Source organism: Zymobacter palmae (assembly GCF_003610015.1).
Classification (GTDB): domain Bacteria; phylum Pseudomonadota; class Gammaproteobacteria; order Pseudomonadales; family Halomonadaceae; genus Zymobacter; species Zymobacter palmae.
On record NZ_AP018933.1, the window covers coordinates 1,693,611 to 1,708,546 of the forward strand.

Genomic DNA, 14,936 nt, shown 5'->3' on the forward strand with positions numbered 1-14,936 from the left:
ACGACATCAATCACTAAATGCTAATGGTGAGGTGATGCAGTGCTGCAGCGGCTGATGACAACCACGCCAATCAAAATCATCGCAATCCCGATCAGGTGCTGAATCTTAAACGCTTCATGCAGGATCGGTGTAACCACCGCCACCGCATACACTGTCACGTAACTAATACTCAGCAGCGGGTAAGCACGACTCAGCGGCAGGTGCCGTAGCGCATTCAGCCAGCACCACATTGAAATACCGTACGCCAAAATGCCACCGCCGATTAGCGCCAGCCACGGCCAGTAGCCCAGCAGGACATTCACGGCCAGCGCCTGCACGTCACTCCAGATCGCCATCAGAGTCGGCAGATGACTCATGCCAATCTTCATCCCCAGCTGCGCCAGCGTGACCAGTACGATGCTGCCACCGATCCAGGCATAGCCCTGCCGATAGCGCCCCGTTACAGCAGTTGACATACAGGCTCCTCACTCAATGAAGAAAGCGGCGGCTTCCCTGACGGAAAGCAGCCGCGTATCGGTAATGCCACTGTTGGCTACCACTCCGCCCCCAGCACAACGATGCCGGCCATGATCAGCACCAGCCCTCCCAGATAGCGCCATGAGAGCCTCTCTCCGAACAGCCAGCGTGCCGCAATGGCCACCAGCACAAAGTTCAGGCTGAGCATGGGATACGCCAAGCTCAGCGGCACTGTATGCAACACACCGAGCCAGCACAGCATGCCGCAGCCCAGAGCACCGATGCCTGCGATCAACCAAGGGTTGAGCAGCCGACGCAGCAGACCGGCCTGTTGCAGTTCGGGGCGTGCCGCCCACCAATGCACCGCCTGCTTCTGCATCAGCTGGCCACTACAGGCCAGCAGACTGGACATCACTAGCAATATCAGACTCAGCATACGTTCTCTCTTGAGGCGCGATGCCACATCAGCGACCTGCCAACGGTCTGCAAAGAAAAGAAGGGAGACGACCCGTCACCGCACGGCCGTGAGATAACAAAGCCGTCCGGCTTCATTCTTTTCAGAAACGCAACCTTTTCTGGAAACGCTACAGGCCGCGACCCACCCAGCCTTCACGCCCAGGCAGCGGCCCGGTCGTCAGATGCCCGGTCGGCAACGTCGATAGATCATCCGGCAGTAGCGCGCTCTGCGGCACAAAATCCATACCGTTCTGCCGCATGGAATGGATCAGCGCCGAAAACTCGCTGGCCATCAGGATGCCTTCCACTTCAGCATGGATCGTGTAGATCCCCAGTGCCGAACTGCGCAGTTTCTCAAGGATATAGCCATTGAAATTGGCCGCATCCGTTTCGCGTCCGATCACCTCGTCAAACGTCGGCAGATCCACGGGAATCTGCGGTGTACCGATCGTACCGTCCGTCAGCAGCGGCCGAAACATGCGCCCGCCGCGACAGTCACTGTTGTAGCGAAAGCCAAAGCGTTCCTTGGCATCCACGGTCGCCTGATTGCCCCGCCAGCCGGGCACGGCCGAACAGGTGATCCTTTCACCGATGATCTGCTCCAGTACATCGACACCACGCTTAATCTCGTGATACTGGCGCTCAACGTCCCAATGTCCCGACCACGCCTGCCACGCATGGTGATCCCACGCATGCAGGCCAACTTCATGCCCCGCTTCAACGATGCGTCGCATCACGGGTGCCAGCCCTTTTCCCATCTGACGCCCGGGCCATGCCGTACCTGCGAACAGGATATCCCAGCCGTACAGACTGGCGGCGTTGGATCGCAGCATCTTCATCAGAAATTTGGGCTTAAGCAGGCGCCAGAGATGACGCCCCATATTGTCGGGTCCGACAGAGAGAAAGAACGTCGCGCGAATGCCTTCGCGCGCCAGAATATCGAGCAGACGGGGCACGCCTTCACGCGTGCCCCGGTAGGTGTCGACGTCAATGCGAAGAGCGATGGGCTTCATGCCATCAAGAGCGAGACCACGTCGTTGCAGAGCAACTCCTTCGCACATGCCGCGTTCCTCACTCAGGATTCAAGGGCATCGACCGCCTGCTGCAGGAAGAAGTCGAGGGTATCCTCGATCGTCTTCTCCATCGGAATGGACGGCGTCCAGTCCAGCAGGCGCTTGGCGTTTTCGATGCTCGGACGACGATGGCTAACATCCTGATAGCCTTCGCCATAGAACGCACGGTTATCGACGACCTTGAAGCCTGCGAACGCCGGGAAGTGCTTACGCAGCGGGTGTTTCTCGAATTTCTCGAGCAGCACTTCCGCCATGTGCTTGATGCTGGCTTCGTTGTCGGGGTTACCGATATTGATGATCTGCTTATGGCACGTGTGGTTCTTGTCTTCCACGATGCGGAACAGCGCGTCGGCCCCTTCATCAATGTCGGTGAAGCAGCGTTTTTGCTCGCCACCGTCGATCAGCTTGATCGGCGTACCTTCCACCAGGTTGAGGATCAGCTGGGTGATGGCGCGTGAGCTACCGATGCGGGCGGAATCAAGACTGTCGAGACGCGGGCCCATCCAGTTGAACGGACGGAACAGCGTGAAGTCCAGCTCGCCACGCATGCCGTAGGCCCAGATGACGCGGTCCAGCAGCTGCTTGGAAGACGAGTAGATCCAGCGCGGTTTGTTGATCGGACCGACGATCAGGCGCGATGTTTCTTCGTCGAAGTAATCGTCATCGCACATGCCGTACACTTCAGACGTGGACGGGAAGATCACACGTTTGTTGTACTTCACGCAGTAGCGAATAATGCGCAGGTTTTCTTCGAAGTCGAGCTCGAAAACGCGCAGCGGGTTGCGGGTGTACTCGATCGGCGTCGCGATGGCGACCAGCGGCAGCACCACGTCGCATTTCTTGACGTGATATTCAATCCATTCAGCGTGAATAGAGATGTCGCCTTCCACGAAGTGGAAATCAGGATTGCTGATGAACGGCTGGATGGCATCGGTACTGATATCGAGACCGTAAACTTCATAGCCACCATCTTCGAGCAGACGCTTGGACAGGTGGTAACCGATGAAACCATTGACCCCCAGAATCAGCACGCGCGTTTTGCGCTGCTTGCCTTTCGGCATGTTGCCCAGACGCAGGCCGCTGACAAGCCCCATTTCCTGCACGACTTGGCGCGCCGGTGCGATCAGGCCGGTTTCAGTCTGTGCGGTCAGGATGCGCAGCGCACCTTCACCACAGGCCACTTCGAGTGGCTCAGCAGACAGCACTGTGCCCGGTGCAGCATTTGTATCCTTGGAAGCCACCGGTTCGGATGACCAAATCGTGACGCGACGCGTACCGCTGTGCGTGAAGGCCCCCGGATAAGGCTGGGTCAGCGCGCGCACCATGTTGTGGACATCACGGGCCGGTTTGCTCCAGTCCAGCTCGCCGTCCGCCGGCGTGCGGCGACCGAAGTAGCTCGCCTGAGATTCGTCCTGCGGCGTCGCCTTGGCCTGACCGTTTTTGATCATCGGCAGAGTGCGGTCCAGCAGCGTGCGGGCCGCCTGAACCATGCGCGGATGCATGGTGCCTGCGGTGTCCTCATCAGCGATGGCGACTTTTTCAGCGTCAATGATGTCGCCTGCATCGGCCTTGGCCACCATCGTATGCAGCGTCAGTCCGGCTTCTTTCTCACCGTGGATGATCGCCCAGTTAAGCGGTGCACGACCACGGTAGCGCGGCAGCAGCGAGCCGTGCAGGTTGTAGGCACCCTTCGGCGGAATATCGAGGATCGCCTGACTCAACAGCTTGCGGTAATAGAACGAGAAGATGACATCAGGGGCCATGGCACGAATACGGCCGACCCAGAGAGGATCATTGACATCTTCCGGTGCGAATACCGCAATGCCGTGCCGAGCACACAGGGCAGCGACGGAACCGAAGAACTGCTGCTCGTTGGGGTCATCACGCAACGTGAACACTGCTTCAATCTGATAACCCGCTGCCAGCAGGGCTTCAATGCCCTGACATCCGAAGTCCTGGTACGCAAAGACTATGGCTTTCATTGTGTGCAATCTCCAGCATCCTTGGAAATAGTAGAAGTCGATGCGTCTTCGGTAGGCGCATCGGAAGAAGTCAGCGCTGAGGCCGCGTCAGAACGCAGCGAAGCGCTCTCATAGGTGTCTTCGACGAAATAGCGTGGACGGGCGCGTACATCGTTGTACATGCGGCCAAGGTATTCCCCGACCAGCCCGATACCAATCATCTGTACACCGATGAAGATAAATAGGATCGCAAACAGCGGAAATACGCCGTTGAGCCCCCATGCGGATCCCAAAGCAATGCGCAGCACGATCAACAGCAGTGCGAACACAAAGCCTGCAGCCGCGATCAGCGCCCCGGCCAGGCTGGCCAACCGCAGCGGCTGCGTCGTCATACAAGTGACCAGATCAAACATCAGGCTGATCAGACGCATCAGGCTGTAGCGTGATTCACCGTGCTCACGTTCGGCATGATCCACTTCGAACTCAATGGTGTTGCGCGCGAAGCTGTTGGCCAGAATCGGAATGAAGGTGCTGCGCTCATGGCACTGCAGCATCGCGTCGATGATGCGGCGATGATAGCCGCGCAGCATACAGCCGTAGTCGGTCATCATAACGCCCGTCGCACGGCGCACGGCACCGTTGATCAGCCGTGACGATAAGCGACGGAAGAAGGAGTCCTGACGGTTGCGACGCACAGTGGCAACGACGTCATACCCTTTCAGCCCCGCCTCGACCAAACGCGGAATCTCTTCCGGCGGGTTCTGGAGGTCGGCATCCAGCGTGATCACGAAATCGCCACGCGAGGCTTCGAACCCCGCCATGATGGCCGCATGCTGCCCATAGTTGCGATTCAGTACGACAACGCGAATCGCACTGCCTTCACGGTCGGCGGCCTGTTTCAGCAGCGCCACACTGTCATCATGGCTACCATCGTCGACAAAAATGATTTCATAAGGCCTGTTCAGCTGGCGGCAAGCCTTGTCGGTACGTTCGAGCAGCTCCGACAGACTGGCCTGCTCGTTGAAAACAGGAATAACGATGGAGATCAAAGCAAAGGAAGTGGGTGTCACCCGTCAGTCCTCCAGGATTCGGGTCAGGGATGCCACCACACGGTCGACATCGTCAAAAGAAAGGTCGGGGAACAGTGGCAGGCTGAACAGCCGGTCATTGTTCCACTCGGTGTTGGGCAGCGCGTGCGGTAGCGTGCCAGCCGGGAAGCGTTCGCGGTAGTATTTCTGCTGATGGATGGCCTTAAAGTGAATGCCACTGCCAATGTCATCCTCTTTCAGCTTCTGCATAATCGCATCGCGACCCAGCGATGTACGGGTATCGTCCACGCGCACGATAAACAGATGGTGAGCATGGCGGTGATCCCATTCGGGTGCCGAAAGCGGAATGAGCGGCAACCCTTTCAGACCATTACGATAGCGCTCGCACAGTACACGGCGACGCTCGTTGATCTCGACAAGGCGTGGCCACTGGGTCAGCGCGATGACAGCGTTCATGTCGGCCAGATTGCACTTGAAGCCTGGCGACAGCACCTCTGCCTGCGGACGACGCCCATTAGCTTGGCGATCGAAAGCGTCGACACCCAGCCCGTGGAACTTGAGCATGGCCAGCGTTTCAGCCAACGCATCGTCATCGGTCACGATCATACCGCCTTCGGCCGACGTGATGTTCTTGATCGCATGCAGCGAGAAGATGGCCGTGCCTTCACGCCCTACCGGTACACCCTTGTACAGCGTACCCACGGCATGCGCAGCGTCTTCAATCAACGTCACATTGTGGCGACGAGCAACGGCGCAGATCGCATCTAGGTCAATGGGCGCACCCGCATAGTGCACGGGAATAATCGCTTTGGTACGTGGTGTAATGGCCGCCTCGATGGCATCGGGCGTCACCATCAGCGTATCGCGGTCGACATCAATGAATACCGGTGTCGCACCGGCCAGCATGATCAGGTTGACGGTCGATACCCAGGTCTGGGACGGCGTGATGACTTCATCGCCCGGCCCGATACCCAGTGCTTCCAGCATGATGTGCATGCCAGCCGTCGCCGAACTGACCGCAATGGCGTGCTTGCATCCGAGCGTATCGCAGAACGCCTGCTCTAGCTCATGGCACTTCGCACCGGTCGTAATCCAGCCTGAACGCAGCACCTCGACGACGGCGTCGATTTCACGCTCGCCAATGGCGGGACGGCACAACGGAATAAACGCAGACATTTGACTTAACTCCTTCCATTGCATATGACGCAATAATGGACAGACGCCGAATTGTTGCTGACACATGCAAGGGATGCGCCTACACCCCGTCATGCGGTTATAGCCTTGTGCAACGCGTCTCAACGCGCGGATTTGCACAATGTTAGGCCTCAACTTCCAGCAATACAGCACTGAATTGTAGGGATAAGTAGCGATGCCGTATCCACGCGTTACGGCGTCCATACTCTATGCCGCATCGCCACTACTTTCCACCCGAGTAGCCGCAGTAAACACCTACTGCCGCAGCAAAACCACTGCACTTTCAAGCGTTTTACCTCGTGCACAGCTATATGATATGTGCAAGTGCCGAAGGTTCATTCCGTGCATAATTTCACTCGCAGCGTATCGCTTCCATTACGTGGGCAGAATGAAGCAAGGCAGGCTTTTGAGTGCGTCACTGCGGTCTCTGCCGCGCTACAGCACAGCGTTCAGCCGTTCCCGGGCGTGCGGCAAAACTCAGCAGGCTATAGGTGCCCCGCGTATCGATGATATCGGGGTTAAGCGCCAGCGTCGGTGCGAAGCTGTCCTGATCATTATCCAGCATCATGGTCACACGTCCGCAGTGTCGCGCCTGCTCAAGCCAGCCAGGAAGCGCATCAACGCTAACCCAGCGCTCGGGGTGATCCTGAAGCCCGAACGCCAGCTCACCCACCGCATCGTAGATCACGATGTCATCGCGTCGTGTCAGCCAGCTCAGCGCCGCCGCATCACTAATGCCATTGCTGACCAGTACAGCGCTGTGTGCCATCAGATCATTATGCTGCTGAGCGAACACCACTGGGGCCTTGTCATAAAGGCGCTCTACGGGCATACAGAACGGTATGCCCCAAGCCAATGCGGTAGGAATCAGCGCAAGCGACATGACCCAGCGAGGCCGCCACACCACGCCTAATCCCAACAGGGTAACAGCACACAGCATGACGATGGCCGTTACATAAGCGAACATATCAACGCGCAAATCGAAGTGATGGCCGCTGCCGCAAAGCAGTAGCATCAGCCCTGCCGCGCCTCCCAGTGCGGCCCACAGGCCGTGCCAGCGTAGCGCACTCAATTTATGCTTTAAATACAGCGCATAGAGTGTATAGCCCACCAACAGCGCCAGTGCAGGAAAACACGGCAGAATATAGGGTGCCAATTTGCCGCGGGCACAGCTGAAAAACAGAAACGGCATCACACACCACAGCAGCAGATAGCGCCGAGTGGCGGGGGCCATGCCTCGTGACTGGTCGCGCATGTGGAATACGCTGCCCCACCAAGGGAAGAGCCCCAGCAGCACGACAGGCACGAAGAAATAGCAAGGGGCGGCATGCTGAGCCTCTGTCTGACTGAAAAAACGCTGGATATGTTCATGCCAGAAGAAGAAAGACCAGAACTGCGGGTCACGCTGATGAACGATCAGCCCCCAGGGCAGTACCGTCAGCACGGCCGCCAGTACAGCCAGCGGCCCGTATGTCCATAGATGGCGCGTCCGCCGCGTTACCATCAGCCACGGCACCATCACCAGCACAGGAATCGCCAGCGCCAGAAAGCCTTTGGTCATGACCCCTGCCCCACTGGCCACCCCAATCCACAGATACCCCCAGACACGCGATGCACGGCTATCACGGGCATAGGCCCATACACCGCTCAGCATGATTGCGGTCATCCATAGCGACAGCGGCGCGTCGATGGAAATGTAAGTGCCCGTACAGAACACCATCAGCATCGACAGGTATGCCAGCGCGCAGCAGGCCGCACAGCGCGCGTTGCGCCACAGCAACTGCGCCATCCGATACACCATGAGCCCACTTATCCCCGCGGCCAGCGCACAGCTGAGACGTGCTGAGAAATTGCTGCTGCCAAGCAGCCACTGTGCACCGGCATTAAGCCAATACCCCAAAATGGGCTTTTCGAAGTAACGCAGGCCCAGAAAATGCGGCACGACCAGATCGCCCGAACGCATCATCAGGCTGCCGATCTGCGCATAACGGGTTTCATCCGGGGCCAGTAACGGCCGCCAGCCAAGCGGTACGATATACGTTACGAGATAGAACAGCACGATGCCCCCACCATAGCGCAGCGCACTGCGCCGTGCGGCATCGCGGGTCGAGCGATCGTTTGTCGAACAGTGAAGAGCGGCCATGCCAGTGCGGACTCCGTCAGCATTGCCACGGGGTGCCCCGCGATTCAAGGCGAGGTCTGTCTACACCATGAATCAACGATCACCCTGCGGGGGATAAGGGCACCCCCATTGCCGCACCCACAGGCACAGCAGCAATGCACATAAAGGAATGATCAGGCGGATAGATACCGCTACTGAAGGTTACCGATAGGACTATGCCGCTGCCGTCTGCAGCCCATATTAATGAATATTGAAGATAGGATTAACGCGCCTGACGAGAAGAAATACACTGACTTGTAAAGGTCATGTCATCGAGACAAAAAAAAGGATTTATTAGTCTAGTATCAACAATTTGAAGAAATCATAACTGACTTCAACATAATCAACGCAGCGATAGCTGTTATATGATCGGCTGCGTCACTGCCGCCCAAATACCATGATCAGCAATATGAAATAAGCCCGTGTCACTCGGTTTACAGCAGATAATAAGATCATATAAGAGCAGTAACGATACAGGCCATGGTCACGGCCCTTCGCTCTTATCCATCAACCTGTCGGTTGGAAATAACGTCATGGGTAGCCACACCAACGTACATGCCATCATCAACAAAGCGTCTTTCCACTGCGATCACAGTGCATGCTTAGGCGGCGGATGCCACGCAATGCCAATGAGCCAAACGACAAGCCAAAGCGCTAGCTTCGGCAGTGTTCAGCGCAAGAGAGTTCAGCACAAGAGAGGACACCGCGCCCCAATCGTAGAGCCGAAGGGGCACGGTACCGCGCCGGTCAGGGTGTCTTATGGCGTATCGACAGCTTCCAGCCCAGCTTCTTCCAATGACTCTTTTCCTTTTCGAGATCGTCCATCACGATATGCTGCTGTTGCTGATAACGCTCGGGCAGGTACAGCGTCCAGTGCATGCCCTTGGATTCGATAGCCCATGCATCGGGTAACGCGCTGGCCTGACGCTTGCGGTGAAGGATGACGGCAAGGCGCAGTATCAGTATCAGCGGCAACAGCTGTTCTTTCCTAAACAGGGCGGAAAACGGAATGTCTTCGACTTTGATACCTTTGCGCTGTGCGCCCACCCATGCCGACAACACCGACAGCTGCTCCTGATCGAATCCGGGAATGCTGGCGTTCTGAAGAATATAGGCGGCGTGGCGCTGACGCCAGCTGTAGTTAAGGCTTAAGCCCATCTCATGCAGCATGCCACTCCAGTGCACGAGCGGTTCAAGCCACGCATTGACCAGCGTCGGGTTCTGCTGGCGCCACTGCGCATACAGGGCCAACATTGTTTCCGTAACGCGTTCGGCCTGCGCAACGTCCAGCATGTACTGTATCGTCAGCGCTCCAAAGGAGCGACTGCGTATATCGTGGCAACGCCAAGTGGGTTCGGTTTCATACAGCATCCCTTCACGCAGCCCGCTGGCACAGTAGTGCAGCGTTTCAAGACCCAGTGCATCGAACACACCACATAGGATTGCCAGCCCCGGCACAAAGATGCCCTTGCGCTCTTTGGGCAGCCCCGGCAGGATCAGGCTGTCGAAAGTGGTGTACTTCAACACCTCAGCGACCAATCGCTCTAGCCCTTTGCGTGTCACCCGCCCTTCCGGCTCTTCCATACTGGCCAGCACACGGCTTATCGACTTGATGGTGCTGGACGTGCCCAAACCGCACTCCCAACCGTATTCGCTGAACTGCGCCGCGGACGACACCATCTTCTGTGCGGCAGCGGCGCGTGCACGTTCAAAGCGCTCGGGGCTGATCTCTTCATTGCCGAAATAGACATCGGCAAAGCTGACACAGCCCATCGAACAGCTTTCGATCAGCAGCGGCGTGAAATCCTTGCCAATAATGCATTCGGTCGAACCACCACCGATATCGATGACCAGTATCTGGCCCTGCTCGGGCTGAGTATGCTCGACGCCCATAAAGATCAGGCGCGCCTCCTGATGACCCGACACGACCTCAATGGGATACGGCAGAATGGCCGCAGCCCGCTCAAGGAAAACGTCGGTATTGGTCGCGACCCTCAGCGTATAGGTGCCGATGATCGACACGCTTTCGGCGGGAAAGCCTTGCAGACGCTCAGCAAACAGAGCCAGGCAATCCAGCCCACGCTGCATAGATTCTTCGCTCATGGCCATCTGATCGTTCAGCCCCGCCGCCAAGCGCACGGGATAGCGGATGCGATCTACCGCGTACACGGTGTCGTTGGCGATTCTTGCCACGAGCATCTGGAAGCTGTTGGATCCCAGATCAATCACGGCATATTCACGCGGCGCCTGTGACTGGCTGCGCGCAGGAACGGAAGAGATAGGCATAGTGATATGAGTCCTTTTAGATCACCTTTGCACACGGCAACGTACGCAGGCAGTTATTGTTATTCAGCGAACGGTCTACGCATGCGAATCGCTTGCCATACGTTCGATGTACTGGTGGACAGCAAGCTGCCCTCTTACCTTGCGCTGATTGCCGCGCGGCACATAGCGATTGCTCAGCGAGCGGTCGATAACACGCGCCTTGGTATTGTCGCTGAACAGCAGCGCAAGGATGTCCAGCACCTGACGCTTGATGGCGGGCGCGAGCAGCTCCACGGCCACTTCAACGCGATTGTCGATATTGCGCGTCATCCAGTCCGCGGATGAAATGAACACCCGTCGATTGCCATTGTTCTCAAAGACGTAGACACGGTCGTGCTCCAGATAGCGATCAAGGATGCTGATGGCCCGAATGTTATCGCTAAGCCCTTTCTGCTGAGGCACCAACGTGCACATACCGCGCACCAACAAATCGATCGGCACCCCCGCGCGGGAGGCAGCATATAGCCGCTCAATCAAGCCATCATCGACCAGATTGTTAACCTTGAGCGTGATGCCAGTAGCCTTGCCCTGCCCGGCGTTATGGATTTCATGGTCGATCAGCGCATACAGCGATTCACGCGTGTTCTGTGGTGAAACCATCAGATGTTCGAACGTTTCCGGGAAATATGGCATTTCCAGAAAGCGGAACACGCGCTGCACTTCATCGGTGATGCGTTCATCAGCGGTCAGCAGCGAGTAGTCGGTATACAACCGAGCTGTCGATTCATTGAAGTTGCCGGTACCGATATGGGCATACTGCACGAGCGCATTTCCCTCTCGGCGCGTAATCAAAAACAGCTTGGCGTGCACCTTGAACCCCGGCGCGGAAAACAGTACGCGCACACCGGCATCGGTCAGACGCTTGGCCCACATGATATTGGCTTCTTCGTCGAAGCGGGCTTGAAGCTCGACCATTACCGTCACTTTCTTGCCGTTATAGGCCGCGTGCACCAAGGCGTCGATCACCTGTGACTGACGGGCAACGCGATAGATATTGATCTTGAGAGACACCACATCGGGATCGCAGGCAGCCTGACGCAGCACATCCAGCACATGCTCGAACGAATGGTAGGGATAGTACAGCAGGATATCCTGCCGCCGGATCGCATCAAAACCGTTGCGGCAACCCTTGAAAGCGGGATGCGCGGCTGGCGGCAGCGGTCGGTATTCCAGACTGCGTCGCCCGATATTGGGGAACTTGATGAAGTCCTTGTCGCTGTGATAACGGCCACCTGCGGTCAGGTAGTCGGCATCGGTGATCGACAGTTTCTCGCACAGCATCGCCACCATTTCCTGCGGCATCTCACGCTGATAGACGAACCGCACCAGTTTGGCCGTCAGACGCTGCTTGAGACTGGAGGACATCACATCAAGCAGACTCGATTCCACCTCCGAGACCAGATCGTATTCCGCATCCCGTGTCATCTTCATTGCATACGCGTGCAGTTCATCAATGGGGTCATAGAACTGTTCGAAGATATCGCGCAGGCAATAGCGCATGACATTGTCCAGCAGAATGATGCTGTGACGGCGACGAGAGGAAGATGGCAGGGTGATAAATCGCGGTAGTTTATTGGAAATAATTTCGAGTAACGCATAGTGCGTATGCTTGCCGCATTTTATATCGACGGCTAAATAAGTGTTATCGTCTTTCAAAAAGCGGGTCAGATCCATTTCTGGACTGATCATAATAGGGTTGATGTACGGGTGCAGATTATCGATAAAATACCGACTCAACCACTGCTGCTGTTCGGCCGTCAACTGGTGTTCATTGACCAAGAATATCTGATTACGGGCCAGCTCTATCAGCAGCGCTTTGTAAAGCGCATCGAACCGCTGCTCCAGCGCCTTGACGTAGGCCCTGATCTGCTTGAGCAGCTGGCGCAGTTCATGTCCCTGCGGCTGATGTTCGTAGATCAGCATCCTACGCCGCAGATCAGCAACGCGCACTTTATAGAATTCTTCAAGGTTGCTGGAATAAATGCCAAGAAAGCGCATTCGTTCAATAAGGGGATTATTCTTATCCGCTGCCTCTTGCAATACTCGTTCATTGAATGCCAGCCAGCTTATTTCCTTGCTGACATCGGGTTTATTTTTACCCATTATAACCTCACGAGACTATGTCCATGTTCAGCACCCTCGTATTCCAAAATCACATAGATATGTGACGGTTATATGACAACAGGCAATGCGCTTTTTATTTTTACCGCACGTTTCAGGACCGCCATTTATTTCTTAAAGGAAACGTCATTGCATCATGCCTCTGCTGCCCTACCCTCACTGAACACGGATCCCCACCCTGCGTCCGCCCTTCCATCGCAGCGATCAGTGATTTCGGTCACGGTGATAACCGCTAGTGGCTGTGATAACCGATAGTGCCACTGGTCCATAATTGCAAGGCGCCCTACCCGTGCCGCATTACGCATCGGCCCGCATAGCGCGCCCTTTTCATGCTCGCTCGAAGCGGCATGCCCGCTTGATTACATCAAATAAAATAGCGCTGTCTTTATTATCGTGGCGAATGCTCGGTCTGCGCTTGAATGGTCGCCAGTGCCTTTGCGGCCTGTGCGATCTGCTCGGGGCTGTCGGCAAGCTCTGGCCAGATCAGTGGCCAGTCCTGCGGGCGCAGCTGCTGCCGCGTGACCGCCCCTTGCGTGGCCCGCTCAATACCGGCCGCCACCGAGGCCGAGGGGTGCTTGTGACCATAGGCGATCAGGCGCAGGTAGCTGCGTGAGGCCCCGGCCATATTGACCTGTTCATCGGTCGCCGTCTTGATCCAGTTCAACAGCTGCGTGTTTCTTTTCTTTGTCATGCTTCTGTTCCTCTTACTCCATATTAGTGCTGGTCGACATAGAAGGTGAGCACGGCTCCTCCCGTTGCTGTTACCATAAAGGTCACGCCCATTATGACCTCAAGGTTATTTTAACATCAACACCCTGCGGTTATTTACCCGAAGGAAACGTTACGCGATGATAGCGTCATGGATATCAACACGCTATACGATCGGCGACGCATTCACCTGCAACGCTTGATTCGCGAACGGTTCAAGGGAAATCAGACTGCCCTCGCAAAGGCGGTCGAGCGCAATGCAGGTGAAATATCCCGTTGGCTATCACCGCCGCGGGATGGCAAGTCGTGGACGCGAAATATGAGTGAGATCAGTGCGCGTCGCATTGAGCACCATCTTGGTCTGGAAACGGGCTATCTTGATCGTCCACTTGCCAATGGTGCCGCCCAAACTGTCGGTGAGCCGATGGAGGCCTACGACACGACGCGTGATGATTCTGACCAAGCACCGACGCCTCCGTTCTCTACGCCGGGCTGCTGTCACGGTGATACTGAGACACAATGTCGCCATTGTGCGCATATCCAATACATCATGAATAGCCTGCCTTTCATGTCCTTGGCGGAGGTCGAAACCCTACGCAAGGTAATAGACGTACTCCGTGCTCACAAGTGAGCGTCGTTCGCGGTAGACACCGCATGACATAATGACCTTAAAGGCATATCCGAATTATCCCGCGGGAAATTTATCTTTGAATAAGCTCCCGCGATGATAGCGGTATGACGATCTATGACATCCGCCGTAAGAACTTACGTAATCTGATGAACGACCTGTTCGAGGGTAGGCAGGTAGAACTCGCCAATGCGTTGGAGCGTTCACCCAGCTATATCTCCCGGATACTGTCGACGCACGGTTCCACTTCATCACAGTCCAATCGCAATATCGGCGAGGAACTGGCACGCGACATCGAAGCGCGTCTCAACCTACCTCGCTATTCGCTGGACTATGAGCCCAACCAGCCGCAGCCGGTCGGGATCGAAGAGCCGCGTCGTGCCTATCAGACTCGCGTCTACGAAAATGCCTCTGAAGAGCATCGCCGCTGCGTGGACAGCGTGGCGAATACCTTGTTGCAACTCGATGCCGATCAGGCACATATCATCGAGCGTGCGTTGCGTATGCTATTGCGCGTACGCAAGGACAGAGACTAACGACACCTTTCGAGCGGTCATTCAGGATGTCTGCCGCTCGAATCTGTTTCCTTTATGAATAGATAAACATAACCGTCATGAACAAGGCGGTGGCAGACAGAGCGGCATACCGTTACGTCATCTGCCGACCTCCTTAAGGTAAACCCACGCACTGCCCCTCCTTGTCGTTATGTCGTTATCACGCTCAGCGTATCCTTACGCTCATCTCCTTTCACACCTTTCCATTTGCTGTTTTGCGCTATTATACCTCTCCAAAGTGCATGGTTAT

Annotated in this window: 12 protein-coding genes; 2 read left to right on the forward strand and 10 right to left on the reverse strand. The window is 56.3% G+C overall.

Going from position 1 to position 14,936, the window contains the following annotated elements; translation table 11 throughout:
- Positions 1–20 precede the first annotated feature (20 nt).
- From arnF to ZBT109_RS07635, 10 genes are all read right to left on the reverse strand, one after another.
- Positions 21–455, reverse strand: a complete 435-nt coding sequence (gene arnF, locus ZBT109_RS07590; RefSeq protein WP_027706293.1) for a 4-amino-4-deoxy-L-arabinose-phosphoundecaprenol flippase subunit ArnF — start codon at positions 453–455, stop codon at positions 21–23.
- Positions 456–532: 77 nt separating this feature from the next.
- The gene (locus ZBT109_RS07595) at positions 533–919 is read right to left on the reverse strand and encodes an EamA family transporter (RefSeq protein ID WP_267878438.1); all 387 of its coding nucleotides are present in this window, start codon (positions 917–919) and stop codon (positions 533–535) included.
- Between the two features lie 121 nt (positions 920–1,040).
- Positions 1,041–1,973, reverse strand: a complete 933-nt coding sequence (gene arnD / locus ZBT109_RS07600) for a 4-deoxy-4-formamido-L-arabinose-phosphoundecaprenol deformylase (protein WP_232012828.1) — start codon at positions 1,971–1,973, stop codon at positions 1,041–1,043.
- 14 nt (positions 1,974–1,987) lie between these two features.
- Entirely contained in the window at positions 1,988–3,967 is a 1,980-nt protein-coding gene (gene arnA / locus ZBT109_RS07605; protein WP_027706290.1) for a bifunctional UDP-4-amino-4-deoxy-L-arabinose formyltransferase/UDP-glucuronic acid oxidase ArnA, read from the reverse strand.
- Positions 3,964–5,016, reverse strand: a complete 1,053-nt coding sequence (locus ZBT109_RS07610) for a glycosyltransferase (RefSeq protein WP_051524238.1) — start codon at positions 5,014–5,016, stop codon at positions 3,964–3,966. The genes arnA and ZBT109_RS07610 overlap by 4 nt, the downstream gene beginning before the upstream one ends.
- 3 nt (positions 5,017–5,019) lie before the next feature.
- Positions 5,020–6,171 carry a UDP-4-amino-4-deoxy-L-arabinose aminotransferase gene (gene arnB, locus ZBT109_RS07615; RefSeq protein WP_027706289.1) on the reverse strand — a complete coding sequence of 384 codons (1,152 nt, stop codon included), beginning with the start codon at positions 6,169–6,171 and terminating at the stop codon, positions 5,020–5,022.
- A 433-nt stretch (positions 6,172–6,604) separates the two neighbouring features.
- Complete coding sequence (locus tag ZBT109_RS07620; RefSeq protein WP_051524237.1) at positions 6,605–8,332, reverse strand: phospholipid carrier-dependent glycosyltransferase; 1,728 nt, start codon at positions 8,330–8,332, stop codon at positions 6,605–6,607.
- Positions 8,333–9,097: 765 nt separating this feature from the next.
- Positions 9,098–10,636, reverse strand: coding sequence for a Ppx/GppA phosphatase family protein (locus tag ZBT109_RS07625; protein WP_027706288.1), 1,539 nt, complete (start codon positions 10,634–10,636; stop codon positions 9,098–9,100).
- Positions 10,637–10,711: 75 nt separating this feature from the next.
- Complete coding sequence (ppk1, locus tag ZBT109_RS07630) at positions 10,712–12,778, reverse strand: polyphosphate kinase 1 (RefSeq protein WP_027706287.1); 2,067 nt, start codon at positions 12,776–12,778, stop codon at positions 10,712–10,714.
- Positions 12,779–13,184: 406 nt separating this feature from the next.
- Complete coding sequence (locus ZBT109_RS07635; protein WP_197714326.1) at positions 13,185–13,487, reverse strand: transcriptional regulator; 303 nt, start codon at positions 13,485–13,487, stop codon at positions 13,185–13,187.
- Between the two features lie 168 nt (positions 13,488–13,655).
- Between ZBT109_RS07635 and ZBT109_RS07640 the strand changes: the two genes are divergently transcribed.
- Complete coding sequence (locus ZBT109_RS07640; protein WP_027706286.1) at positions 13,656–14,135, forward strand: hypothetical protein; 480 nt, start codon at positions 13,656–13,658, stop codon at positions 14,133–14,135.
- A gap of 104 nt (positions 14,136–14,239) precedes the next feature.
- The gene (locus ZBT109_RS07645) at positions 14,240–14,668 is read left to right on the forward strand and encodes a hypothetical protein (RefSeq protein ID WP_027706285.1); all 429 of its coding nucleotides are present in this window, start codon (positions 14,240–14,242) and stop codon (positions 14,666–14,668) included.
- Positions 14,669–14,936: the final 268 nt, after the last annotated feature.

Bases quoted from the DNA above. Each gene is read 5' to 3' on its own strand.
- ZBT109_RS07620 (WP_051524237.1), bottom strand. From the start codon at position 8,332: ATGGCCGCTCTTCACTGTTCGACAAACGATCGCTCGACCCGCGATGCC.
- ZBT109_RS07645 (WP_027706285.1), top strand. From the start codon at position 14,240: ATGACGATCTATGACATCCGCCGTAAGAACTTACGTAATCTGATGAAC.
- ppk1 (WP_027706287.1), bottom strand. From the start codon at position 12,778: ATGGGTAAAAATAAACCCGATGTCAGCAAGGAAATAAGCTGGCTGGCA.
- ZBT109_RS07640 (WP_027706286.1), top strand. From the start codon at position 13,656: ATGGATATCAACACGCTATACGATCGGCGACGCATTCACCTGCAACGC.
- ZBT109_RS07625 (WP_027706288.1), bottom strand. From the start codon at position 10,636: ATGCCTATCTCTTCCGTTCCTGCGCGCAGCCAGTCACAGGCGCCGCGT.
- arnB (WP_027706289.1), bottom strand. From the start codon at position 6,171: ATGTCTGCGTTTATTCCGTTGTGCCGTCCCGCCATTGGCGAGCGTGAA.
- arnA (WP_027706290.1), bottom strand. From the start codon at position 3,967: ATGAAAGCCATAGTCTTTGCGTACCAGGACTTCGGATGTCAGGGCATT.
- ZBT109_RS07635 (WP_197714326.1), bottom strand. From the start codon at position 13,487: ATGACAAAGAAAAGAAACACGCAGCTGTTGAACTGGATCAAGACGGCG.
- arnF (WP_027706293.1), bottom strand. From the start codon at position 455: ATGTCAACTGCTGTAACGGGGCGCTATCGGCAGGGCTATGCCTGGATC.
- arnD (WP_232012828.1), bottom strand. From the start codon at position 1,973: ATGTGCGAAGGAGTTGCTCTGCAACGACGTGGTCTCGCTCTTGATGGC.